Annotated in this window: 21 protein-coding genes and 1 pseudogene; 10 read left to right on the top strand and 12 right to left on the bottom strand. The window is 62.1% G+C overall.

Annotated elements, in window-relative coordinates; translation table 11 throughout:
- Nucleotides 1-209 precede the first annotated feature (209 nt).
- On the top strand, nucleotides 210-551 hold the full coding sequence (locus tag D0B32_RS00620) for a DUF4148 domain-containing protein (protein ID WP_117331755.1): 342 nt from the start codon (nucleotides 210-212) through the stop codon (nucleotides 549-551).
- 122 nt (nucleotides 552-673) lie between these two features.
- On the opposite strand, the gene D0B32_RS00625 is transcribed toward D0B32_RS00620, so the two are convergent.
- On the bottom strand, nucleotides 674-2,194 hold the full coding sequence (locus tag D0B32_RS00625; protein WP_117331756.1) for a diguanylate cyclase domain-containing protein: 1,521 nt from the start codon (nucleotides 2,192-2,194) through the stop codon (nucleotides 674-676).
- Nucleotides 2,195-2,583: 389 nt separating this feature from the next.
- Between D0B32_RS00625 and D0B32_RS00630 the strand changes: the two genes are divergently transcribed.
- From D0B32_RS00630 to D0B32_RS00645, 4 genes are all read left to right on the top strand, one after another.
- On the top strand, nucleotides 2,584-2,982 hold the full coding sequence (locus tag D0B32_RS00630) for a VOC family protein (protein ID WP_117331757.1): 399 nt from the start codon (nucleotides 2,584-2,586) through the stop codon (nucleotides 2,980-2,982).
- 112 nt (nucleotides 2,983-3,094) lie between these two features.
- Nucleotides 3,095-3,736, top strand: a complete 642-nt coding sequence (locus D0B32_RS00635; protein WP_117331758.1) for a twin-arginine translocation signal domain-containing protein — start codon at nucleotides 3,095-3,097, stop codon at nucleotides 3,734-3,736.
- 41 nt (nucleotides 3,737-3,777) lie between these two features.
- Entirely contained in the window at nucleotides 3,778-5,364 is a 1,587-nt protein-coding gene (locus D0B32_RS00640) for a GMC family oxidoreductase (RefSeq protein ID WP_117331759.1), read from the top strand.
- Nucleotides 5,365-5,386: 22 nt separating this feature from the next.
- Complete coding sequence (locus tag D0B32_RS00645; protein ID WP_117331760.1) at nucleotides 5,387-5,734, top strand: ribbon-helix-helix domain-containing protein; 348 nt, start codon at nucleotides 5,387-5,389, stop codon at nucleotides 5,732-5,734.
- A 167-nt stretch (nucleotides 5,735-5,901) separates the two neighbouring features.
- On the opposite strand, the gene D0B32_RS00650 is transcribed toward D0B32_RS00645, so the two are convergent.
- Nucleotides 5,902-6,315, bottom strand: coding sequence for a hypothetical protein (locus D0B32_RS00650; protein ID WP_117331761.1), 414 nt, complete (start codon nucleotides 6,313-6,315; stop codon nucleotides 5,902-5,904).
- A 145-nt stretch (nucleotides 6,316-6,460) separates the two neighbouring features.
- On the opposite strand from D0B32_RS00650, the gene D0B32_RS00655 reads away from it, so the two are divergent.
- Nucleotides 6,461-7,123 (top strand): response regulator, encoded by a 663-nt coding sequence (locus D0B32_RS00655; protein WP_117331762.1) that lies wholly within the window; start codon nucleotides 6,461-6,463, stop codon nucleotides 7,121-7,123.
- Complete coding sequence (locus D0B32_RS00660; protein WP_117331763.1) at nucleotides 7,120-8,445, top strand: ATP-binding protein; 1,326 nt, start codon at nucleotides 7,120-7,122, stop codon at nucleotides 8,443-8,445. Before D0B32_RS00655 ends, D0B32_RS00660 begins: the two co-directional genes overlap by 4 nt.
- 17 nt (nucleotides 8,446-8,462) lie before the next feature.
- Here D0B32_RS00660 and D0B32_RS00665 read toward each other — a convergent pair whose 3' ends face one another.
- Complete coding sequence (locus D0B32_RS00665; protein WP_117331764.1) at nucleotides 8,463-9,281, bottom strand: phytochelatin synthase family protein; 819 nt, start codon at nucleotides 9,279-9,281, stop codon at nucleotides 8,463-8,465.
- A gap of 163 nt (nucleotides 9,282-9,444) precedes the next feature.
- Here D0B32_RS00665 and D0B32_RS00670 point away from each other — a divergent pair, with 163 nt between their 5' ends.
- Nucleotides 9,445-9,924 carry a GNAT family N-acetyltransferase gene (locus D0B32_RS00670; protein ID WP_117331765.1) on the top strand — a complete coding sequence of 160 codons (480 nt, stop codon included), beginning with the start codon at nucleotides 9,445-9,447 and terminating at the stop codon, nucleotides 9,922-9,924.
- A gap of 168 nt (nucleotides 9,925-10,092) precedes the next feature.
- Nucleotides 10,093-10,839: a glucose 1-dehydrogenase gene (locus tag D0B32_RS00675; protein WP_117331766.1), complete on the top strand. Its 747-nt coding sequence runs from the start codon at nucleotides 10,093-10,095 to the stop codon at nucleotides 10,837-10,839.
- Nucleotides 10,840-10,952: 113 nt separating this feature from the next.
- On the opposite strand, the gene mmsB is transcribed toward D0B32_RS00675, so the two are convergent.
- The 3 genes from mmsB to D0B32_RS00690 are packed head-to-tail and all read right to left on the bottom strand — an operon-like array spanning nucleotide 10,953 to nucleotide 14,789.
- A complete protein-coding gene (gene mmsB, locus D0B32_RS00680; protein WP_117331767.1) occupies nucleotides 10,953-11,843 on the bottom strand; it encodes a 3-hydroxyisobutyrate dehydrogenase in 891 nt (296 codons plus the stop codon).
- Between the two features lie 35 nt (nucleotides 11,844-11,878).
- Nucleotides 11,879-13,414: a CoA-acylating methylmalonate-semialdehyde dehydrogenase gene (locus D0B32_RS00685; protein ID WP_117331768.1), complete on the bottom strand. Its 1,536-nt coding sequence runs from the start codon at nucleotides 13,412-13,414 to the stop codon at nucleotides 11,879-11,881.
- Between the two features lie 7 nt (nucleotides 13,415-13,421).
- Nucleotides 13,422-14,789, bottom strand: coding sequence for an MFS transporter (locus tag D0B32_RS00690; RefSeq protein WP_117331769.1), 1,368 nt, complete (start codon nucleotides 14,787-14,789; stop codon nucleotides 13,422-13,424).
- A 187-nt stretch (nucleotides 14,790-14,976) separates the two neighbouring features.
- Between D0B32_RS00690 and D0B32_RS00695 the strand changes: the two genes are divergently transcribed.
- Nucleotides 14,977-15,918 carry a LysR family transcriptional regulator gene (locus D0B32_RS00695; RefSeq protein ID WP_117331770.1) on the top strand — a complete coding sequence of 314 codons (942 nt, stop codon included), beginning with the start codon at nucleotides 14,977-14,979 and terminating at the stop codon, nucleotides 15,916-15,918.
- Nucleotides 15,919-15,959: 41 nt separating this feature from the next.
- Here D0B32_RS00695 and D0B32_RS00700 read toward each other — a convergent pair whose 3' ends face one another.
- The 6 genes and pseudogenes from D0B32_RS00700 to D0B32_RS00725 all read right to left on the bottom strand — a co-directional run bounded on the left by D0B32_RS00700 (nucleotide 15,960) and on the right by D0B32_RS00725 (nucleotide 23,471).
- Complete coding sequence (locus D0B32_RS00700; protein ID WP_117331771.1) at nucleotides 15,960-16,469, bottom strand: DUF1697 domain-containing protein; 510 nt, start codon at nucleotides 16,467-16,469, stop codon at nucleotides 15,960-15,962.
- Nucleotides 16,466-16,774, bottom strand: a complete 309-nt coding sequence (locus tag D0B32_RS00705) for an N-acetyltransferase (protein ID WP_117331772.1) — start codon at nucleotides 16,772-16,774, stop codon at nucleotides 16,466-16,468. Before D0B32_RS00705 ends, D0B32_RS00700 begins: the two co-directional genes overlap by 4 nt.
- Before the next feature lie 16 nt (nucleotides 16,775-16,790).
- Complete coding sequence (locus D0B32_RS00710) at nucleotides 16,791-20,060, bottom strand: DNA-binding protein (RefSeq protein WP_117331773.1); 3,270 nt, start codon at nucleotides 20,058-20,060, stop codon at nucleotides 16,791-16,793.
- Nucleotides 20,061-20,463: 403 nt separating this feature from the next.
- On the bottom strand, nucleotides 20,464-20,775 hold the full coding sequence (locus tag D0B32_RS00715) for a DUF4148 domain-containing protein (RefSeq protein ID WP_117331774.1): 312 nt from the start codon (nucleotides 20,773-20,775) through the stop codon (nucleotides 20,464-20,466).
- 169 nt (nucleotides 20,776-20,944) lie between these two features.
- Nucleotides 20,945-22,642: pseudogene (locus D0B32_RS00720) on the bottom strand (long-chain fatty acid--CoA ligase).
- Nucleotides 22,643-22,697: 55 nt separating this feature from the next.
- Entirely contained in the window at nucleotides 22,698-23,471 is a 774-nt protein-coding gene (locus tag D0B32_RS00725) for an SDR family oxidoreductase (RefSeq protein WP_117331775.1), read from the bottom strand.
- Between the last annotated feature and the right edge of the window lie 246 nt (nucleotides 23,472-23,717).

Genomic DNA, 23,717 nt, shown 5'->3' on the forward strand with positions numbered 1-23,717 from the left:
TTTCCCCGGAGTCGAAAAAATTCGCGAAAAAAAGTTGGAATAACCGGCGCACCGCTGTGTTTGCCCCAATGTAGACGCGAAACAAACTGACCTGCCGCGCTGGCGAACGCAAGTTCAAAGGCAAGCCCCTGGAAGCAGGCAGACTTGAACGACGGATCTTTGCAGTGCCATTTCGGCCAACCAGATTTTTTATTAGTTAGGAATCCATCATGAACACCAAATTCGTTCTCGCCCTTTCGACGATCCTCATCGCCTCGGCTGCAGCCGTCACCAGCGCCTCCGCTCAGGAAGTTACCCGTGCGCAGGTTCGTGCCGATCTGATCCGCGTCGAGCAAGCCGGCTACAACCCGTCGAGCGGCGCCGATCCGGCTTACCCGGCTGACATCCAGGCCGCTGAAGCGAAGATCGCTGCGCAAGACAATATGAATCGCGACGCTGTGGGCGGCACGCCCCTGAATGGTTCGTCGGCTGCGGGTGGACGCGTGCATAGCGCTGCGCAATCGACGTGCGTAGGTCCGGTCAGCTTCTGCAACATCTACGCAGGCGGCTAAATGCCGGCCACTGCGCAGACGCAGCGGCGCAACGCAACGGTGTTGTTTGGCGTAGGAAGTGTGGTTAAAGCAAGTGCAAGATCAGGTTGCGACTTCCACGTCGCGCACCTCAGCGAACAGAATCAGGCGGGCTGCAGCGGATCATTGCGCGGCGCCGCCTGTTTTCTCGTCTGCTTCTCCCCGGCCGCCTTCTGCGAGCGGCAAGCCTGGGCTTGCGCCTTGGCCTGATACATGGCCATATCCGCCCGCCGGATCAGGTCGCGTGACGTGTCACCTGATTCGAGCACCGCGGCGCCGAAACTCGCGCCGATCAGACCCACTGGAACGCGTGCACCAAACGGCGCGGCGAGTGCCGCCTTCACCTCTTCGACGGTTTGCTCGGCCACCGTCCGTGCATCTGCCGCCTGAATGACCAGCAAAAATTCATCGCCGCCCAGGCGGCCGGCCATCCCGCGGCCTGTGATGGCCGCGCGCAGACGCAGCGCCACGGTGACTAGCACTTCGTCGCCGCATTGATGGCCGAACGTATCGTTCAGTTCCTTGAAGTTATCGAGGTCGATGAAAATCGCGGCCACGTTGCCAACCGCATTCGGCGCACCGATCGCGGCATCGAGCATGTCCATGATCCGGCCACGGTTAGGCAGGTCGGTGAGGCGATCGGTTTGCGATAGACGCCGCAGCGCGTCCTTGCCCTGCACCAGTTTGCTGATCAGCGCCGTGATCCACGCCGACAGCCCCACCAGCGCCACCGAAATTACCGCTGCCATGATCACGTAGACACGGCGCATCCTGAAGTAATCGTCCAGCGCCTCCTCCACGGAGAGCCCTGCGACCACCGTCAAACCATATCGGTCCAGTTGACGGCTCGCTACGATGCGTTCGACGTGGTCGATCGGGTCGGCGAAGTCGTCGAGCCCTGTCTTGTGAAAGCTCACGTAGCTGGCTGGCATCTCTTCGCCGGTCTTGCTCGGCGCTTCGCCTGCCCGGCGTGACAGCATGAAGCCTCTCCCGGACACGACCGCGATCATGCCGTGATCGCCCAGCGCGGCGCTGTTGTAAAAGCCATCGGTCAGATAAGCGGGGTTCTCGGAGACGATCACCACCCCGCCAAAGCTGCCGTCACGACGCTGGATACGCCGCGTCGCCTGCACCGACCATTGCTTCGATATGCGACCAATAACCGGTTGACTGATGAAAAGACCCACGTCGGCGTGTTGACGATGCACGCGAAAGTGCTCGCGATCGCTGAGATCCACCGCGCCGGTGAAGGGAATCGTCGAAGCGATCACATGGCCATCCGCGCCCGCCAGCGTGACCTGGAGTGCGGTGTCCGCGCTGATCAGTCCGTAGTGCTGATAGGTGGCGAGATCGAAAGTTTGCGGCGAGCTTTCATAGCCGTATTTCACCAGCAAAGCGATTTCGTCGACGTCGTGGATTGTCTTCAGCGTGTGCGTTTCGAGCGCGTCGGCAAGTGTACGCGCGGCCACGCGCGTGTCGTGCATCACCGCGGCACGTTCGACGTGCAAACGCAGCAGGATCGTCACCCACAACACGGCCAGCACCAGCACGGTGAGCGTCGGGACAAGGATCAGCGCGCGGTGCGAAGGTTTCGTGCGGTTAGCAGCGTGCAGTCGTCGTTGCATGGAGAGGGGTCGCGTCGCGCGAGTGTCTTGCCGGTATAACGGCGCGGCGGCCGAAAAGTTTATTGCTGCCGTTTATTTGCGTGGTAGGGGCTGCTGGTTTTATCTGACGAATGCCATTGCAGATGCCTCACGCTGCAATGCGCAATGCATGCGCCGAGATCATGTGCTCGCAAACCCGAAGCTGCTTGCCGCGCAATAACGCATGTTGCACCGCACGCTGCCGTGCGAAGCGCACCAGTTGGACTCCACGTATGACGCCCGAACCTCGCCGCACGGCATGACCGACGCGCACGCAACATAGGGCAAGCCCCTAGCGCTGTTTAGCCGAGCATTACCTCGGCTCATGAGGTGCCACCTAAACTTGAAATACAAAAAGAGGAGGCACACAGATGGCGAAACTCATCCACACCATGATCCGGGTAAACGATCTCGAACGCTCGCTCAAGTTCTACCGCGACGCGTTTGCTTTCGAGGTATCGCACCGGCTCGACTTCCCCGACTTCACACTCGCCTATCTGCGCAACGACGAAGCCGATGCGGAAATCGAATTGACATGGAATCGCGGACGCACCGACGGCTATTCACATGGCGACGGTTACGGCCACGTGGCCTTCTGCGTGGACGACGCCAAAGAGGAGCGCGAGCGCTTGCTCGAACTCGGGCTCGCACCGAACGACATGCGCGAATTTCATCACGACAACGGCGAACTGATAGCCCGCTACTTCTTCATTCAGGACCCTGACGGATACAAGATCGAGGTGCTCGAGCGCTATGGCCATTATCAGTAAGACGCGGGTACACCGCGCACCCGGCCTGCGCCACCCACCTGACTAGAAAACAGCAAACGAGCGGCCAACGCTTCCGGTTCGGCTCACACCGAGCAACAGCAAGGAGACAACCATGCAGACCAAAGTCATCCCCATCATGCACGACCACCACGAGCATGACCATGAGCACGGGCACGATCATCCCGGCGTCTCAGCCGCCATGAAAATACCGCTGACCCGCCGCGAGTTGCTGAAGGGCACCGGCATCCTCACCGGCACGCTGGCGTTCTCGTCGATCTTCGCAGCGCTTGCCCCCAGCCGCGTGTGGGCGGTCGAACTGCAGGGTCTCGACAGCCATCAGGGCGAGGTGATTCTCGCCTTCACGCGTCAGGTCTATCCACATCCGAATCTGGATGATGCGGTGTACGCACTCGTCGTCAAAGACCTGGATGCCAAAGCGCGCAAAGACCCCGCCGTGCAGCAGCAGTTGGCGAGCGGCGTACAGCAACTGGATGCGCTCGCGGGCTCGAACTGGGCGAAGCGCGACAGCGCGGCCCAGGCGCGTGACGTGGCTGCGATGGCAAAGACGCCGTTCTTCAATATCGTGCGCAGTACCGCCGTGGTCTCGCTGTACAGCAACACGCTTGCCTATACGCACTTTGGCTACGGTGCTTCGGAAGGCGACGGCGGCTACCTGTACAAGGGATTCAACAGCCTGTCATGGTTGCCCAATCCACCTGCCGTCGATAGCGGCCCCATTCCTTCGGATAGCTAAGCACACTCAGACACTAAGTTGCATGGGACAGGAGACGAATGATGGAACAGGACAACAACAAAGTGCGGTTTTCCCACAATGATGATCACGTGGTCGTAATTATCGGTTCGGGTGCAGGCGGTGGCACGCTGGCGAACGAACTGGCGCAAAAGGGCATCAACGTCGTCGTGCTGGAAGCAGGCGCCCTGCATACCCAGGGTGATTACGTCACGGACGAATGGGGCTCGTTCCAGCTGCTTTCATGGACGGACAAGCGCACTACCTCTGGCACCTGGCGCGTCGCGCAGGACTTTCCCAATCTTCCTGCATGGATCTGCAAGACCGTGGGCGGCACGACGACGCATTGGGCCGGGGCGAGTCTGCGTATTCAGCCCCATGAATTCAAAGCCAAAACCACCTACGGCGACATCAAGGACGCCTCCTTGATGGACTGGCCGCTCACGCGCGAGGACCTCGACCCGTATTACGACCGCGCCGAAAAGAAAATGGGCGTGACGCGCACCAATGGTTTGCCGGGTCTGCCTGGCAACAACAACTTCAAGGTGATGTCCGCGGGCGCGACGAAGGTGGGTTACAAGGAATGCAACACCGGCCATATGGCGATCAACAGCGTCGTGCGCGACGATCGCAGCCACTGCTTCCAGCGCGGCTTCTGCTTCCAGGGCTGCCGCACCGGCGCAAAATGGTCGACGCTCTACACCGAATTGCCGCGTGCTCAGGCTACCGGTCATATGGAACTGCGCACCCAGGCGCAGGTAGTACGCATCGAGCACGATGCGCGCGGCAGGGCCAAAGAAGTGGTCTACTACGACAGCGAAGGCAAGCTGCAACGCCAGAAGGCGCGCCTCGTCGCCGTGGCAGGTAATTCGATCGAAACGCCGCGCCTCCTGCTCAACTCGCATTCAGGCAAATTCAGCAACGGCCTTGCGAATTCGTCGGGACAGGTGGGGCGCAACTACATGCGCCATACCACGGGCTCGGTGTACGCAGTGTTCGACGACAAGGTCGAGATGTTCAAAGGCACCACGATGGCCGGGATCATCGAGGACGAAGCGGTTTTCAATCCGCAGCGCGGTTTTGCGGGTGGCTACCATATGGAAACGATTTCGCTCGGCTTGCCGTTCTATGCCGCGTTTCTCGACCCCGGCGCATGGGGTCCGCAATTCACCCAGGCAATGGACGAATACGCGTACACCGCCGGCATGTGGATCGTAGGTGAGGACATGCCGCGCGCCACCAATCGCATCACGCTCAATAGCGACGTGAAGGATCAGTATGGCGAGCCGGTGGCCAACGTGCATTTCGACGACCACCCGAACGATGAAGCGATGCGTGAACACGCGTTCCAGCAAGGTTCCGCTGTGTATGCGGCGGCGGGTGCGAAGAAGGTGTACCGCGTGCCGCCCTATCCGTCCACGCATAATCTGGGGACGTGCCGGATGAGCGCCGATGCCGACGACGGCGTATGCAACAGTTTCGGACAGACGCACGACATGCCGAACCTGTTCATTTCCGACGGCAGCCAGTTCACCACCGGCGCGGCTGAAAATCCCACCCTGACTATCGTGACGCTGGCGATCCGGCAGGCCGACTACATTTCCGCGCAAATGAGCAAACGCGCGGTCTGAACCGTGAAAAGGATACCAACCCATGTGTGGGATTTACATTAATGCCGATCCGATTCTTTACGAATCGCGTACGCGTTCGCTGCGCATTCACGGTGTCATCACCACCGTGCGGCTGGAAAATCTGTTCTGGGACGTGCTACATGAAATAGCCGGGCGCGAAAGCATGACCACCAGCCAGTTCGCGGTGAAGCTTTACGACGAACTGATCGCGCTGCGCGGCGAAATGCCGACCAATTTTGCTTCGTTCTTGCGCGTGTGCTGTCTGCGGTATCTGTCCATGCGTGAGGCGGCCGGCACCACCGCCACCAGCAGCGCGGCAGATTCTGCGCATGTCAGCGAACCCCGCCCGCGCATGCTCAAGACGGTTTGAGCGCGGGGCAACGCCAGGTTAAGGCCGGTTTAAGGCCGGGTTTAAAGCCGATCGTCAGCAAAATGAAAGCGCGTCATGTTCAGGCCAATGTGCCTGCGCATGACGCGCTTTGGTGTTTTTAACGTTTGTTCGCTGCGCGCCTCGTGAGCCGTGGCGCGGGCCTTTGCCTACGTGTTCGCGTGGGCGCCCGCCAGTTCGAAGCGGCGGCGCTCGAACCGCAAATGCAAAATCACCAGCGCACGCACCGGACAGGCCAGTGACACCGCCACGCGCTGGCCGTTGGCCCCCTTGAGCGTCGCGTAGCGATGCGCCACGGCCGAGCAATACACGACATTCGCAACGTGCTTCACGATCAGCACGGCAGCGGCAACGACAACGGCCGCGCACATGCGAAACAGGGAGGAAGTGAAAAACTGCTCGGAAACTCCGAACACGTCCATCGCGACGAGCGCGGCCACCTGAATTGACATGGCAGCAAGCGCCGCTGTGATCAAATAAGCGCGCAGCATGTCCACGGTGGACGATTTGATGGCCGCAACCTGATGGAAGCATGTGGGAGTCTGCATCGACGGTGCTTTCATTTACCTTGCTCGTTCAGCGACAGCGCGAATGTGCGCCTAGGGGCTGGACGCAACAATCGTACCGGTCCAAGCTGATGGGAACCTTAAGCACGCGTTAAGCTGCTGCGAACGACAATAGCGCCGTATAAACGGGGAGATTGCGACCATGCGCCTGCTGCTGGTGGAAGACGATGAGATGATCGCGGAGACGGTGCTCGAGTCGATGCGGCGCGCCGGCTACGCGGTCGATTGGGCGGAGGACGGCCGCGCGGCGGAGCTGTCGCTGGACAACGATGTCTATGATCTGGTGCTGCTCGACCTCGGCTTGCCGAGGCAGGACGGAATCGAAGTGCTGCACACCTATCGCAAGCGCGGCGGCACCGCGCCTGTCATCATTCTTACCGCGCGCGATGCAGTCGACGCCCGCATTCGCGGACTCGACGCCGGCGCCGACGACTACCTCATCAAACCATTCGACCTGGACGAACTGGCTGCCCGCGTGCGTGCGCTGCTGCGCCGCCGCACCGGCCAGAAACAACCGCTCTACACCCACGGCGATCTGACGCTCAACCCCGTCGCGCATGAAGTGACGAAGGGCGGTGAACCGCTCGCGCTGGTGCCACGCGAATTCGCCCTGCTGCAAGTGTTGATCGACGAACCGACGCGCGTGTTTACGAAGGCTGAACTCGAAGAGAAACTGTATGGCTGGGGCGACGAAGTGGGCAGCAATACCATTGAAGTCCACGTCCACAGCTTGCGGCGCAAGATCGGCGCGGAGCAGATCGTGACCATCCGTGGCGTGGGTTATCGGCTGAAGAGGTGCGAATGACGTCCATCCGGCGCTGGTTGCTTGGCTGGCTGATCTTTGGTCTCGCGGCCGCTTCGGCCATTGCCGGCTACGGCATCTTTCAGACCGCCCGTGTCGAGGCCAGCGAGCTGTTCGACTACGAACTGCGCACGGTGGCGGTCTCGTTGCCCGCCACGCTCGCGAGTGCCCATAGCGCGTCGCAGTCCAATCCTGACTTCGGCGATATTGCAGACGACCGCATCGTCATCGAGATCTGGGACCGCAGCGGCCAGCTCGTCTATCACTCGCTCAATGCGCCTGCGTTGGGGCGCTATCCCGCGGGTATCCGCACGATCGAACGCGGCGACTATCAATGGCGCGTGTTCGGTTTGCAGCAAGCGGAGCGCTTCATTCAGATCGCGCAGCCGTTTTCCGTGCGCGAAGATCTGGCGCGGCATCTCGCGCTGCACACGCTGTGGCCGCTCTGGCTGATGGTGCCGGCTACGATCGCACTCGTCCTGCTGGTGGTCGGGCGCGGCCTCGCGCCGATTCGCAGCCTGTCGCACGCGCTTTCCACGCGCTCGGTGGATTCACTCCAACCCTTGCGTCTGGACGCCAACGTGCCGGTGGAAATCCGCCCGCTGGTGGACTCACTCAACGATCTGCTGCAGCGCCTGAGTGCGGCGTCGCAGGCGCAGCGCACATTCGTGGCCGACGCCGCGCACGAATTGCGCTCGCCGCTCACGGCCATGAAGCTGCAATTGCAATCGGCCGCGCGCGACGGCACGTTGAAGGCCGAAGGCAAAACGCTGGAGCGGGTGGAAGGACGCCTGAACCGCATCATCCATCTGGTGCAGCAACTGCTGACGCTGGCGCGTGAAGATGCGCAGCCGGCTACCTCGATGAAGCCGGTCAGTTTGCGCCGTCTCGGCGAGCAGGCAGTCGGCGATTTTTCGATGATCGCCGAGGCCAAGTGTATTGATCTCGGTCTGGTCTGCATCGAACCCGCCTCGCCCGACGACACGTATACCGTCCTCGCGGAACAGCACAGCTTGAGCGTGCTGCTCAGCAATCTGATCGACAACGCGATCCGCCACACACCGGATCAAGGCAAAGTGGACGTGATCCTGCGGCGCGCGGCGGGCGGCGTGTCGTTCGAAGTGGTGGACAGCGGCCCCGGCATTCCCGAACACGAACTCGCGCGGGTGCTAGACCGCTTTTATCGCGGCGAGGGCGCGCAAGGACAAGGCAGCGGTCTCGGGCTCGCCATTGCCACGCGCATCGCCCAGCGGCATCACGTAACGCTGACCTTGCGCAACAACGCGGGCACGAGCGGATTATCGGCCGTGGTGAGCGGGCTTTAATGTAGAGGCCCGGTGACTCAATTGCCCCGCTTGCTCACCACCACCACGCCGCGTGAAAGGCCGCTGACGTTATCCACCGCCTGCGAGCTGGCATACAACTGCGCGATCGGCACCCATACCGCGGGATACTTGTAGCGCGCCACGTCGAGCACGAGGGCGCTGTCGCTGGCGGCATCGTATGCGGCCACCGGCGACCAGTGGCCGCCGCCTTCTTCACCAATTTCCACGCGATGAAAGTTAAGCAGAGCGAAGCGGTAGCTTTGCGCCGTCGTGGAGCGAATCAGGTCGCGAAACTGGCTTATGCTCAGATCGCCGGCATGATATTTCTTGACGTCAACCGGGAAGCCGCTCAAGACTGTACTGAGTTGATCGAGCGTCATGCCTTCACGCGAAACGCGCGCTGCCGTGGCCACTTGCGGATCGACGTTGCGAAAGAAGTCTTCCTGCGAAAAATACGGAAAGTCGGGATAGAGCGTCGATTCAGGCCGGCGGATGCCGAGCGCGTTGAGCGCCATCACCGAACTCGCCACGGAACAATATGCCTGGTTTTTCTGCGTTTCGAAGTACTGTGCAAGTGCCCAGTAAGACTGCTTGTTGGCGGCCGTCAACAGGCGCGTTTGCCCTTCAGGCTGCGTCAACGCAACGAGGTTAGGCGGGACGGCGAGCGGGCCATCGGCGGATTGAACGGCAGCGGGCGCACTGGCGTTGTTCGCGCCAGGCTGGACCGAGGCGCAAGCCGCGAGCGCGGCGACCATCGCGGCGGCGAGCCAGCTTCTCGACGTATGCCACGTGCGCCACGGGCGCGCGTTCGTGGAAAGCAGTGAACGATCGGACATCGAATCCTTCTCATACGAGTGATTGATGAGGGCACGGCTGCTTCGCCCCGCACCGCATCGAAGGACGAACCCCGGTTTTTTAACACGAAACTCGCAACCTCGTGCAGTTCGCCGCTGCGAACGAGGTTGAGGTGATTTGCCAGCATGGCAGGAAATCCGCAAGATGACAGAGATCGACGCAGCACGATTTCCCCAGCAACTCGACGAGGTCCAGGCTATCTTCCGCGAGTACGCCGCGAGCCTCGAGATCGACCTGAGCTTTCAGAACTTCGAAGCAGAACTGGCAGCGCTGCCCGGCAAATACGCCGCGCCACGCGGCTGCGTGCTGCTTGCTTCGGACGCCGGCGTTACACTCGGTTGCGTTGCGCTGCGTCCGCTGGATGACGACGCAATCTGCGAAATGAAGCGCCTGTATGTGCGACCTGAGGGACGTGGGCAGCAACTCGGCCGGCGCCTCGCCGTGCAGATTGTCCAGATTGCACGCGCAGCCGGCTATGCCCGCATGCGGCTTGATACACTGCCCAGCATGCAGGCCGCTCAAGCGTTGTATGCATCACTTGGCTTCAGGCCCATTCCTGCCTACGTATTCAATCCGGTGCAGGGTACCCAGTTTCTCGAACTTGATCTGCGGGCGTCCACATAACGGCGCACACCAGACCTCGATTGTTTAGATAAAACGGCAAATGTATTCGTCGCGAAGGCGATTATTTTGCGCCGTCGATTCACTACAGTGCTTCCAGTCGCATCGGACACGCAGCGCGCGGGATCGTCCCCGCCTGCTCCGATACCTGAACCGTCTAAGGAAACCATCATGAGCAAGCTCGCAGGCAAGGTTGCGGTCGTTACGGGTGCATCGAAAGGCATTGGCGCAGCTATCGCCAAGGCGTTGGCCGCGGAAGGCGCGTCGGTGGTCGTGAACTACGCAAGCAGCCGGGCAGGCGCCGACGCGGTAGTCGCGTCGATCACCGCAGCGGGCGGCAAGGCAAGCGCGGTGCAAGGCGATGTGTCGAAAGCCGCGGACGCGCAAGGCATCATCGACGCCGCGATTGAAACCTATGGCCGCCTCGACATTCTCGTGAATAACTCAGGCGTTTACGAATTCGCGCCGATCGAGGAAATCACGGAAGCGCATTTCCACAAGCAGTTCAACGTCAACGTGCTGGGTCTGCTGTTGACCACGCAGGCTGCGGCGAAGCATCTGGGCGAAGGCGCCAGCATCATCAACGTGGGTTCGGTGGTGAGCCGTATCACGCCCCCGGGCAGCGCCGTGTACTCGGGCACCAAGGGTGCCGTCGATGCCATCACGGGTGTGCTCGCCCGTGAACTCGGCGCGAAGAAGATTCGCGTCAACACGATCAACCCCGGCATGATCGTCACCGAAGGCACGGAAACGGCCGGCATCATCGAGTCGGAAATGGCGACCCAGGTCGTCGCTCAAACGCCGCTCGGACGTCTGGGTCAACCGGAAGATATCGCCAAGGTGGCCGTGTTCCTGGCATCGGATGACGCGGGCTGGCTCACCGGCGAACAGTTCTTGACGAGCGGTGGTCTGCGCTAAGTTACGCGGCAGTTTTCGCGGCAGGTCACGCGTGCGGCGTTTTCTGCACGCAAAAACGCAAACGGCCGGGGCAACCCGGCCGTTTGCGTTCAACCATTTCCACACGATAACCTTCAGCTTTCCTCAGTACGGTACAGCTTGATGACCGCCGAAAAATCGAGCCGCCCCGCGCCTTTCACGCTCATGGCCTGATAGAGCTGCTGCGCGAGCGCGCCGAGGTAGACCGGTTGGCGCGCCAGCCTCGCCGCGTCCGTGGCGAGTCCAAGGTCCTTGAGCATCAGATCCGTGCCAAAGCCACCCGTGTAACCCCGCGTGGACGGTGCCGTTTCGATCACACCCGGGAACGGATTATAGGTATCCGAACTCCAGCAGCGGCCCGTCGAGGTATTGATGATGCCACCCAATACCTTCGGGTCGATGCCCAGCGCCGCGCCGAGCGACATGGCCTCGGCGACGCCCGCCATCGTGATCCCAAGCACGAGGTTGTTGCAGATCTTCGCCACCTGCCCCGTGCCGGTGTCGCCGCAATGGACGATGTTCTTGCCCATTGCCGAGAGCACCGGCTTGACCTGTTCATACGCGCTCGCGCTGCCGCCCACCATGAAGGTCAGCGTGCCGGCCGCCGCGCCACCCGTGCCGCCCGAAACCGGCGCGTCGACAAACGCGTTGCCGTTGCGCGCGGCGAGTTCGGCGAACGCTTTGACGCTGGCGGGATCGATGGTGCTCGAATCAATGATGGTCACGCCCTTCGCGATACCGGCCAGCACGCCATCGTCGGCGGTCAGCACGCTACGCACATGGGCCGCTGCGGGCAGCATCGTGATTACGCATTCCACATCCGTCACCGCGGCTTTCGGCGAGGCCGCGGTTTTGGCGCCGGCTTCGGCCAGCGCCTTCAGGGCCTCTGCGTTCAGATCGAACACGTTGACTGTGTGGCCAGCTTTGAGCAGGTTGTGCGCCATGGGCGCACCCATGTTGCCGAGTCCGATAAAACCGATCTTCATGATTCGTCTCCCCTTCCTGGCTGAAGGCCGTTTGTCTAGCGCAGGCTGATCGTGGTGTTGACGCCGTCGCTGACGGTGGCGTCGTCGAACCAGCGAGCCGTGACTGTTTTGGTCTGCGTATAAAACTGCACCACCTGCTTGCCGTATGGGCCGAGGTCACCGAGTTTGGAACCGCGCGAACCCGTAAAGCTGAAAAACGGCACCGGCACGGGAATGGGAATGTTGATTCCCACCTGACCGATGTCGATCTCGCTCTGAAATTTGCGCGCCGCCGCCCCGCTTTGCGTGAACAGCCCCACGCCGTTGCCAAACGGATTGCGGTTCACCAGGGCGATGGCCTCGTCCAGCGTAGGCACGCTCAGCACCACCAGCACCGGTCCGAAGATTTCGGTGCGGTAAATCTCCATATCGGTCGTGACGTCGGTGAACACCGTCGGGCCAATGAAGTTGCCGTCTGCGTAGTTGGGCACCTCGATGTCGCGGCCATCCAGCGCGAGCGTCGCACCTTCTTTCACACCGGCTTCGATCAGACCGAGGATACGCTGTTTCGCGGCACGCGAAACCACCGGGCCGATATCCGTGCCGGCTTCGTGGCCCGCGTTGACCTTCAGCGTCTTCGCCTTGGCGACCAGATCGGGCAACCATTGCTGCGACGCACCCACCAGCACCACCACCGAAGTCGCCATGCAACGTTGCCCCGCGGCGCCAAAACCCGCGCCGGCGAGCGCGTTGAGCGTCTGCTCGCGGTTGGCGTCCGGCAGCACGACGGCGTGATTTTTCGCGCCCATCATCGACTGCACGCGCTTGCCGTGCTCACTGCCCAGGCGATAGACGTGCGTGCCTACCGCCGTCGATCCGACGAACGAAATCGCCTTCACCAGTTCGTGCGTGCACAGCGCGTCCACCACTTCCTTGCCGCCGTGCACCACGTTCAGCACGCCCTTCGGCACGCCGGCTTCGAGTGCCAGTTCGACCAGTTGCATGGTCGAGAGCGGGTCCTGCTCGGACGGTTTCAGCACGAACGTATTGCCGCACACGATGGCCATGGGGAACATCCACAGCGGAATCATCGCGGGAAAATTGAACGGCGTGATACCGGCGCAGACGCCGATGGGCTGGCGCAACGTGTAGGTATCCACGCTGCCCGCCACGTTCTCCGCGAATTCGCCCTGTTGCAGCGTGCCGATCGAGCACGCATGCTCGACCACTTCCAGACCGCGGAAGATGTCGCCCTCGGCATCCGGCAAGGTCTTGCCTTGCTCGGCGGTGAGCGTCTTTGCAATGCGCGGCATGTGCTCGCGAATCAGCGCCTGGAACTTCAGCATGATGCGCATGCGGGCGCCAACCGGCGTGTTTTTCCAGGTGGCGAAAGCAGCGTGCGCCGAGCGGATAGCGGCGTCCACTTCGTCCAGCGTCGCAAACGGCACACGCGCCAGCACTTCCTGGGTAGCCGGATTGACGATATCGCGCCATTCACGCGTATTCGATTCCACGAACTCGCCGTTGATCAGCAGCTTGACTGTGCTCACGCTGGCTTGGGAGGCTTGGGATGCTTTTGTAACGGCATTCATGATTCACTCACCTGGTTTGGATCGAAGAAGGAGACAGGCCCGGCTGTGCGGCTTGCGCGTCGGCGTAGGCGTCGGGGCGCATCAACAGCGTGCAGAACAACGCCACGATGCCCAGCACCACCATATAGCCCACCACGTAATGCGGATTGCCGCCGCCTGCGGCCAGTAGTGCCGTGGCGATGATCGGCGCGACGCCGCCGCCGAGCACGCCAGCAATCTGTACGGACAACGAAATACCGCTGTAACGAATCTCAGCGGGAAACTGCGAAGCGAACAACTGCGACTCCGGCGCATACAGAATCGGAAACACCACGCCCACGCCGAGCACCATTGCCCACCATACCGTGACGGGATGGCGCGTTGCCAGCATCGCGAAGAACGGCGCCGCGAACGCGCACATGATGACGAGGCCGATCAGAAACAGACGGCGTTGACCGATGCGATCGCTCAGATAACCGCAAAACGGCATGGTGAAGAGCGACAGCACGGCCCCGGCAGTGATGGCGTGCAGGATATCGGGCTTCGGCACCTTCAGCTGATTCGCTGCGTAGGCCAGCGCGAACGCCACGACCAGATAGAACCAGGTATTCTCCGCCGTGCGCGCGCCGAGAATGATCAACAGCTCACGCGGATGGCGACGCATGACGGCGAGTATCGGCGCCTTGACGGGCTCACCGAGTGCCTTCACCCGCTCGAAGTCCGGCGATTCGGGCACACGTACGCGGATCACATAGCCAATCACAACCAGCACGATGCTGGCGATAAACGGAATGCGCCAGCCCCAGGCGAGCAGGTCCGCTTCGGGCAGTGCCGTCACCGCGGCCATGGCCAGCGACGACAGGATCAGGCCGAAACCCACCCCCGTTTGCGGCAGGCTGCCAAAGAAGCCTTTGCGGCCAGGCGGCGCGTGCTCCACGGCCATCAACACGGCCCCGCCCCACTCGCCGCCCACTGCCATGCCCTGCAGAAAGCGCATGGCAACCAGCAGGCCCGCAGCCCAGTAACCAATGCTCTGATACGACGGGATCAGGCCGATCACCATGCTCGGAATGCCCATCAGCAGCAGCGTAAAGAGCAGCATTGACTTGCGCCCGACGCGGTCGCCGAAGTGGCCGAACACGATGCCGCCCATCGGCCGGCCGATAAAGCCCACACCATATGTGGCGAAGGCGGCGAGCGTGCCGAGAATGGGGTCGAGCGTGGGGAAGAAAATCTTGTTGAAGACGAGTGCGGCGGCCGTGCCGTACAGGAAGAAGTCGTACCACTCGATCGTGGTGCCGGCCATGCTGGCCCAACCCGCAATCAGGTAGTCCCTGGCGCGTTTTGGAACTGGTGCGGCAACAGCCGCCCCGCTGGGGGTCGATTGCTTTTGCATCCTGTGTCTCCGGTGTTTTTGTAGGCGTGGGGCCCGGCGCATTGCGCGGGCGTCCGCAGCCGCGGTTGTTCCGCCAGCTTGCAACCGAGTATAGTTATTCGAATATCCACGGCATAGACATGAAAAAGCCCATCGGATATGCAAAAAAACACAAGCACCCGCCGAGGGGCATGAGACCGGAGACTCGATGCAAAGCGTCAACTGGGACGACCTGCGCTACTTCCTCGAAGTGGCGCGTACTCAACGCGCGAGCGGCGCCGCCAGGCGCCTCGGCGTGGATCACACCACCGTCGCGCGGCGCGTGAGAGAACTGGAGACGGCTCTTGGCACGGTGCTGTTCGACAAGTCACGCGCCGACGGCTTCGTGCTGACCACGGACGGCCAGCGCCTCCTCGCCTACGCAGATGCCGTGGAAACCACGGTGCAGTCCGCCGCCGAGCAGTTCACAGGCGGCGCGCATTCGCTGTCGGGTCATGTGCGAGTGGGATCGACGGAGGGATTTGGCTGCTTTTTTCTGGCGCCCCAACTGGCGCGCTTCATGGGACAGCATCCGGACATCTCGATCGACTTGCTGCCCGTGCCGCATTTCGTGAGCCTTTCCAAGCGCGAAGCGGACCTCGCCATCATGCTGGAGCGGCCCGAACGCGGGCAGTACGTCTATACGAAACTGTGTGATTACCGGCTCAAACTCTACGGAACCCGAAGTTATCTGGAGCGGCATGGTCCCGTGAAAACAGTGGCCGATCTGCGCGACCACGCGTTCATCAGCTACGTCGCCGATCTGGCGTTCAGTCGCGAACTGCTTTATCTGGACCGCACCATTCCCGGCGCCACGGCCAACCTGAGCAGCACGAGCGTGATTGCGCAATATCACGCTGCGCTGCAGGGCAATGCGCTGACGATTCTGCCGTGCTTCATGGCGGAAACGAATCCGTTGCTCGTGCCCATCCTGCCGGATGAAGTGGTGGTGACGCGACACTTCTGGCTATGCTGCCGCGAAGAATTGCGCAAGCTGCGCAGGATCACGTCTCTGTGGGACTATCTGCGCACCGCAGCGGATTTGAACCGGGGACTGTTGATGGGCGAAGAGAAGGAAATCCGCTTTCTGGAGGCGTATCCAGCGGTGTGAACCGCGCCTCTCCGAGCACGATATTGATGACGCAGCACGCACTACTCGCTCGACCACTCCGCGAGTTTGGCCACTGTATTCATGTTGCGCGCGGTGCCCGTGCTGGCGGCCGGGATTTTCAGTTTCGACTGGCCGATGCCATTGGGGTAGTGCACATATAGCTCACGCGTTCCCGCCACGATTTCTTCGGACTGTTGACCGCTTACCTTCGCCAGCACGTTGGAAGGGGGCGGCGCGTCGAGAAAGATGACCACCGTTTGATTACCAGCGGCCGACGCGAATGGGTTAGCGGCGAGAATCGCGGCGAGTTCGGCGCCGCTGCGAACCAGCACGCCAACGGGCTTGCCGACATACGCATCAAGCGCCTTTTCGAGCTTCGCTTTGACCGTTTTCTCAGCGAGTTGGCTTTCGAAGACCACATTGCCGCTGGCGATATACGTCCGCACCTTCGCAAAGCCCAAGGTCTCGCACATGGCCCGCAATTCGGACATGGGCAGCTTGCCGGTGCCGCCCACGTTCACGGCCCGCAGCAACGCGGCGTAAGCGGTCATTGGTGCTGATCCGCAGCGTCTGCAACGGATGCCGTATACGACATGAAATGCCGCTCCTCGGTCGAGCGATCGATCGTAAAACCATTGCGCTCGTAGAGCTGTCTTGCCGGATTGACGCGCAGCACGCGCAACCGGATTGGCTTTCTGTCAGCATGCGCCTGCGCGATGAGCCGCTTGAGCAACGCCGTGCCAATGCCCAGGCGCTGATGGCTCGGCACGCCATACTCACGCATGCACGCTTCGTGAACCGCGCTCAGGAAGTCCCAGTCGTGCAGCGTTCCCTTGCGCAAGCTTGGCTTCGTCATCCCGCGTCCCCGCCCCTCATCCTTCCACCTTCGACATCACTGCCGTCGATGGGTCGTACCTGTACCCCTTCGCCGCGAGTTGCTGCGTCATGGCGGTGCTGATGAGTTTCTGCTGCACCTCGCGCGAGACGAGTTCGTGGTCGGGCTTGAGCCGCTCCAGTTCAGACGATAGCCGCCGCACCAGCGCCACCTCGCCCGTGCTGCGGGCGTCGATGAACAACACTTTTTCGCTGGCATGTCCCAGCCGCTGCTTGAGTTCCTTGGCGTGCGCCACCCATTGCTCGGCATTGGCGCGCAGTTCACTGAAGGCTTTCGCATGCGCCTTGGCCTGTGCGGACATCTGACGTTGCAACGCGGCGACTTCCTCGCCCTGATCCGCATCCGCAACCGGCGCGTCCGGTTGCGGGCCGCGCTGCGGGTGTTCCGCCCGCGTCTCATTGAGCTTCGCGATCCGCTGCGCCAACTCAGCCGCGCGCTTCTCGGCAGCATCGGCGCGCTCACGGGCCGCGGACACTTCCTGGGTGAGTCGCGCCAGTTCGCCGTCGGACGTGGTTCTGACCTTGGTGAGCGCCGCGAGCTGCCGGCGCGTTTCCTCGAGTTCCCGCGTGAGGCGTTCGAGTTCAGTACGTTGAATCGCGGCTTCGTCGTCCTTGGCGATGAGCGCCTGACGCCCGGCGGCGAATGCCTTGCGCGCCTCGTTCAGTTCCGCTTCCACCGCTGCAACGCGTGTGGCGCTTTCGCTTGCCTTCGTGGTCGCGGCTTCGGCACGGGACACCGCCGCGTTGGCTTCCTCGGCAAGCCGGCTCGCTTCGTCCGCGCTGGCCCGCTGCGTGTCCGTCAACGCGGCCAGCTCCTGACGGGTTTGATCGTGCTCCTGTGTGATCCGCGCGATTTCCTCGCCGTGGCTCGCCACGGCCGCCTCGGATGCTTCACGTGCCTTGCGTTCCTCGTCCAGCGCCGCCGTGGTTTGCGCGAGCCGCGCGGCCTCTTCCTGCGCGCGTTGCGCGAGTTCCTCTGCGCGCGACTCGGCGGCATCCGCGCGTGTCTTCGCGGCAGCAAGCTCGGCCGTGAGACCCGTCGCCGTTTCTTCCGCGGCGCTCAATGCGCTCATCTTCTCCTTGAACGCATCGCGCAGATTGGTGGCCTCACGCTGCACTTCATCGCGTTCCTGACCCATGCGCGCAATCTCGTCGCTTTGGCTCGTCACCAGGGACGCCAGTTCTTCGCGCGAGCGACGTTCTTCATCCAGCGAGGCCGTGGCGTATTCGAGGCGAGCGGTTTCGTCCGAAGCACGGCGCTCCAGCTCCTGCGCGCGTGACTCGGCCGCTTCCGTGCGGCTCGCCGCCGCGGCCAGCTCTTCTTCGAGGCGACTGACGGTTGCTTCCGAAGCGCTCAGCGCCGAGGTTTTCTCCGTCAGCGTTTCGCCCAACGTCGTGGCCTCGCGGCGGGCCTCGTCGCGCTCCTGCGCGGCTCGCGTGATGTCGTCGTTCTTGCTGGCGACCGTGGTAGTCAGCGTGTCGCGCTCCTGCTCGAGCTTGCCGATCTGCTGGGTCTTGCTTTCGACCACGCCGGCAAGTTCATCACGCGCCCTGCGCTCTTCTTCGAGCGTCGTGCTCGTCAAGGCGACTTGCGCGTCCGCCTCGGTGGCGCGCTGCACGAGTTCTTCGACGCGGGTCTCGGCGGTTTCGGCGCGCCCAATCGTCGTCGCCAGCTCCATTGCAAGGCGCGCGGCCTCGTTTTCAGCGACGCTCAGCGCCTGGGCCTTTTCCTCCAGCAGTGCGCCTGAACTGGCCGCTTGCTGCTGTGCCTGCGCGTGCTGCTGAGTGAGGCGGTCAATCTGTTCGCTCTTGCTGGCGACGACCGAATGCAGCGCTTCATGCTCCTCGGTGAGCTGCGCGTGGTTCTGCGTGAGCAGGGAAATCTCGTCGCTCTTCGTCGCGGCGAGATCGATCAGTTCATCGCGATCGCGCGCAACGCGGGCAATTTCATCCGTCTTGCTCGCCACGGCACGCCGCAGTTCTTCATGCTCCTGCGCGGACTTCGCGATTTCGCCGTTTTTGCTCTGTACGGCTTCGAGCAGTTCGTCACGTGCGTCTGCCAGCGCCGCGATCTCGTCATCCTTCTTCGCGACCACGTTGCGCAGTTCTTCGCGCTCGTGAACGAGCTGGGAGATTTCGCCCTGGTGGCTCACCGCGGCGTTACGCAATGCGTCCTGCTGCTGGACGGACGTTGCGAGCGCATCGTTTTTGCTCTGCACCACGTCGAGGAGTTCTTGACGCGCCTCGCTGAGCGACGCGATCTCGTCGTCTTTCTTTGCAAGCGCGCTGCGCAGTTCTTCGCGTTCCTGAGCGAGCTGCGTGATCTCGCCATCCTTGCTCGCGACAACCGCAGCCAGTTGTTCGCGCGCGGCCCGTTCTTCGCCGAACGTGGCCTGTATGGTCTGCAGATTGGCTTCGCCTTCCGACAGTTCGTGCTCGAGAGCCGCAATGCGGGTCTCGGCGGCGTCGGCACGTTGTGTCGTTGCTGTGTATTCCGACTTGAGGCGCGCCACCTCCTGTTCCGCCGCGCCCAGCGCATAGGTCTTTTGCTGCAGTGCGTCGCGCAGGATGGTCGCTTCCTGGCGCACCTCGTCGCGCTCCTGATTGGCTTGCGCGATCTCTTCGTTCTTGACCATGACGATGGTGGCCAACTCGTCGCGCGCCTTGCGCTCCTCCTCGAACGCCGTCTGTGTCTGCTCCAGCTTCGCGTCCACTTCCGAGGCGTGCAGCGCGAGTTCGTCCGCGCGCGTCTCCGCGTTTTGCGCACGGCCCTTCGCGTGTGCCACTTCCTCAGTCAAACGCGCCGCCGCGCTCTCCGACGCATTGAGCGCGTTGGTCAGCGCGAGGATTCGCTCGCGCTGCGTGCTGGCTTCTTCAGTGGCGCGCTGATATTCGATCAGCGCATCGTCGCGCTCCGCCACGGCAGCTTCCAGATGACGGTTCACCGTGCCGAGCCGCTGCCCGAACGCCTGCTCTGCCTCGTCACGGGCCGCCGCCCACAGCCGGGCCGCCGCGCTCATCATCGGTTCGGCCAGGTCGTCCGGCAAAACCGCGTGCCCTTGGTCGGGAGGTGTCTCGGGTTCGCGGGCCTCGCGCCAACGCTGCAACGCACCGGCAATTTCCATGATCGAACCGCTCTGGACTTCCGTCCACACGGTTACCGGAGACACTTTCCGGCCCTCTTCGCTCAACCGGTCCGCAATCTCTGCGATCCGTTCATCTGTGATCGTGTCCACGTCCATCGACATAAGGGCCTCAAGAATCAATCTGATCTGGCAGAAAGTAGAGTCTGCTATACGTTGCGCCGTCCGGCAACATACCGATGAAAGGCAAATGAAACCATGCTTCGCACGGACTCATGTTACCAACCCGTTTTGCGGATGAGACGATTGTGGCGCGCCGATTACGGTTTTTTTGCTGGCGCGGCGGTCGAGCCGATGATGATGAGGGATGCAGTGCAGACCAGGGCGGCGGTGCTTCGTGTGAATCCGTCCAGCACGTGAAGGCTCGACGAGGCCACCAGGCTGCGACCGATCAGGTCAGATGAGAGATGCAGGGCGTGAGGCGGTGGGTGGAAAACGGCGCCGGCCGCTGTAGAAACCGGCGCCTTCTGATCCCGTTGAACGAACCGGACGAATGGTGCGCCGCGTGTTACTGGCTTGCACCTTGCCCGATGCCCGCTTTCTTCTGGGCGTTTTGCAGGTCCTGCGGATAATTCGGATCCGCGCGGCCCGGCTGGTAGCCATTCTCTTCGAGCTTCTTCAGTTCAGCGTTCTTCTTGGCCCGCGCCTGCTTGCGCGCTGCCTTGCGTTCGGCTTTGGTCGTGGCACCCGAGGCTGCCATAGCGCCACCTGCATCCGTCGCGCCAGTGTCCGTTTGTGCGATGGCCGGGACGGCTGTGCCCGCAACGAACGCGGCGACCGTGAATCCCAATGCGATTGCTGTCAGGCGAAAACGCTTCATGGTGGACCTCTCCTTTATATATTGTGAGCCGTCTCGCAGCGTGTGAACGCAACCAGCCTCAAACGACGAAACGCGCTTGATGGATGCCAGGCAGCACCCGGAAGCAAGGTTACAACAAAATAACACCCACCCGCCACGACAGTGCTACGCGCAACGTCCTGGTACGTCCTCAGGTTTTCTCGCTGCCTGCCGGATGGCAACGCGCCGCGTCCTCCTCCTGTAGCTTGCGCCAGAGAATCTTGCCGCTGCCGGACTTCGGCAGCTAGGTCACGAATTCGACGATACGCGGCGCCTTGTACGAAGCCATCTGTTCATGCGCCCAGCTCACGATGTCGTCTTCGCTCAGCTTGCCCGCATAGCCCGCCGCCGGCACCACCAGCGCCTTGACGGTCTCGCCGCGCCGCTCGTCGCGCACGCCGATCACGCACACCTCGTGAATACCCGGATGGCGATACATCATCGTCTCGACCTCTGCGGGCCACACCTTGTAGCCCGACGCGTTGATCATGCGCTTGAGGCGATCGGTCATGAAGAAATAACCTTCTTCGTCGATATGGCCGAGGTCGCCCGTCCGCAGAAAACGCTTGCCGTCCAGTTCGATGAAGGCCTGCGCCGTGGCCTGTGGGTCATTCCAGTAACCCTGCATGATCTGTGGTCCGTGCACGACGATCTCGCCCGTTTCACCGCGCGGCAGTTCCTGCAACGTGGTCGGATCGATGATGCGCGAGTCGAGATCGAATACCGGAATGCCGAGGCACTGCGGCTTCGGACGATGCGGCGGGTTGATGTGGGTACCCGCAATGGTCTCCGTCATCCCGTAGCCTTCCACGTAGTCGAGGCCGGTGAGCGTCTTGAGCTTGCGCGCAATCGCTGCGGGCATGGCGGCACCGCCACCGCGCGTGCCTTTGAGTTGGGACAGGTCGTATTCGCCGAGCCGCGGATTCGACAGGAAGTCCACCATCATGGTGGAGATGGATTGCCACGCGGACACGCCGTAACGCTGCATGATCTGCGCGGCCGCATCGCGATCCCAGCGCGGCAGAATCACGATCGTGGCGCCCGAATAGAGCGGGCCGTTCATGCCGCCCTGCATCCCCGTGACATGGAAGAGCGGCAGCACCGACAGATGCGTGCTGTCCTGCGAGCCCGCGAACCACGAGCAACCGCCCACCGCCGTACTCATCACACTGCGGTGCGTGTGCATGCAGCCCTTCGGCTTGCCGGTGGTGCCCGAGGTATAGGGCATCACCGCCAGATCGTCGGGACCCCTGGTGAGCGGGCCGGGCACGAGGCCGAGCGCGAGCATGTCGCGCCACGCCGTGACGCCGCTGTGCTGTATGGCTCTTTGTGGTGCGCAGACGGAATCGGGCGGCGTGATGCAGGGTGGCCGCTTCAGATAATCGCTATACGTCGCGACGATCACATGTTTGAGGCCCTGCTCCGCTGCGTCGCCAATCAATGGCTCCAGTTGCGGATACAGGTCCTGTGGCACGAAAGCGGTGGTTGCGCCGCTATCGCGCACGTAGTGGCGCAGTTCATCCGTCAGGTTCATCGGATTGATCGGCACCACCACTGCATTCGCACGCAAGATGCCGTAGTACGCCAGCACCCACTGCGGGCTGTTCTGCATGTAGAGCAGCACACGGTCCCCAGCCTTGACATCGCACTTCTGCTGGAGGAATGCGGCGATACGTTCCGCTTCGTCCACGAACTCGGCGAACGTCACCGGCGTGTCGTAGAAAATCATGAACGGCTTGTCCGGAAAGCGCTTCGCCGATACTTCCGCGTTATAGAAGAGGTTGGTTTGCGGCAAGCTCAAATGATGCGGAATGCCGGGCGGCCAATGGGCGTGATGAAGCGTGTTCAAGGTGTTCTCCTGCCGTCACGTGTGAATTGCGAGCGGGTGCGTGGGCGCCGGGACTTTACACGATGCTGGCGCCGCCATCCACCGCGAGGTGCTGGCCGGTGATATGGCGGGACGCTTCACTGGCAAGAAACACCACCGCGCCCTTCAGATCCTCTTCACCACCCAGGCGATGCAACGGCGAGTGCGCAATGACCTCGTCTGCCATCGTGGCGAGCAAACCGGCCGACATCTTCGACGGGAAAAAGCCGGGGCAAATCGCGTTCACGTTGATGTTGTAGCGTCCCCACTCCGAGGCGAGCGCGCGTGTGAAGTTGATGGCGGCGGCCTTCGAGGTGTTGTAGGCAATCGTGGTCATGCCTGCCGGTGCACCCTTGAGCCCCGCAATGGAAGCGATGTTGATGATCTTGCCGGCGCGCCGTGGAATCATGCTGCGCTTGCCCACCTCGCGCGCCAGAAAGAACGGCGCGTTGATGTTCAGATTCATCACCTTGTGCCACGCTTCGTCGGGATAATCTTCGGCGGGTGCGCCCCAGGTGGCGCCCGCGTTATTCACGAGAATGTCGATATGGTTGTGCAGGCCCAGCACTTCGCCAACAAGATCGGGAATCCTATCGAATTTGCCGAGATCGTTCACCACGGTATGCACTTCGATGCCCTGTGCGTGCAGATGGGCCTTTGCCTCGGCGAGTTCGTCCGCCTTGCGCGCCGTGATGGCGACGCGGCAACCCATTTCACCCAGCGCCTCAGCCATTTGCAGGCCCAACCCGCGCGAGCCGCCTGTTACCAGCGCTACTTTGCCTTCGAGTTGAAACAGGTCTTTTACGTGCATCCGGCGTCTCCATTGTGTTGTGTTCTGCGCGGCAGATTTTCTCTGGCAGATTCGGTTCATCATACGTGCGAGTATCGGCCGTGTAAATAAAAGCACGATCATTCGCTTTCGATATAAACTGACCCGCATGGCCTGTCATCGGGACTAACCCGGCTGTCGAAGTCCAAACGCGCAACCTGCTTCGCGTGCTTCGACTAAGCGTTTTCCCCTGGATTCGCGACGCACCGTCGTGTGCGCCAACACGCT

Origin of the sequence: Paraburkholderia sp. DHOC27 (assembly GCF_003429005.1) — a bacterium.
In the GTDB taxonomy this organism is placed as follows: Bacteria; Pseudomonadota; Gammaproteobacteria; order Burkholderiales; family Burkholderiaceae; genus Paraburkholderia.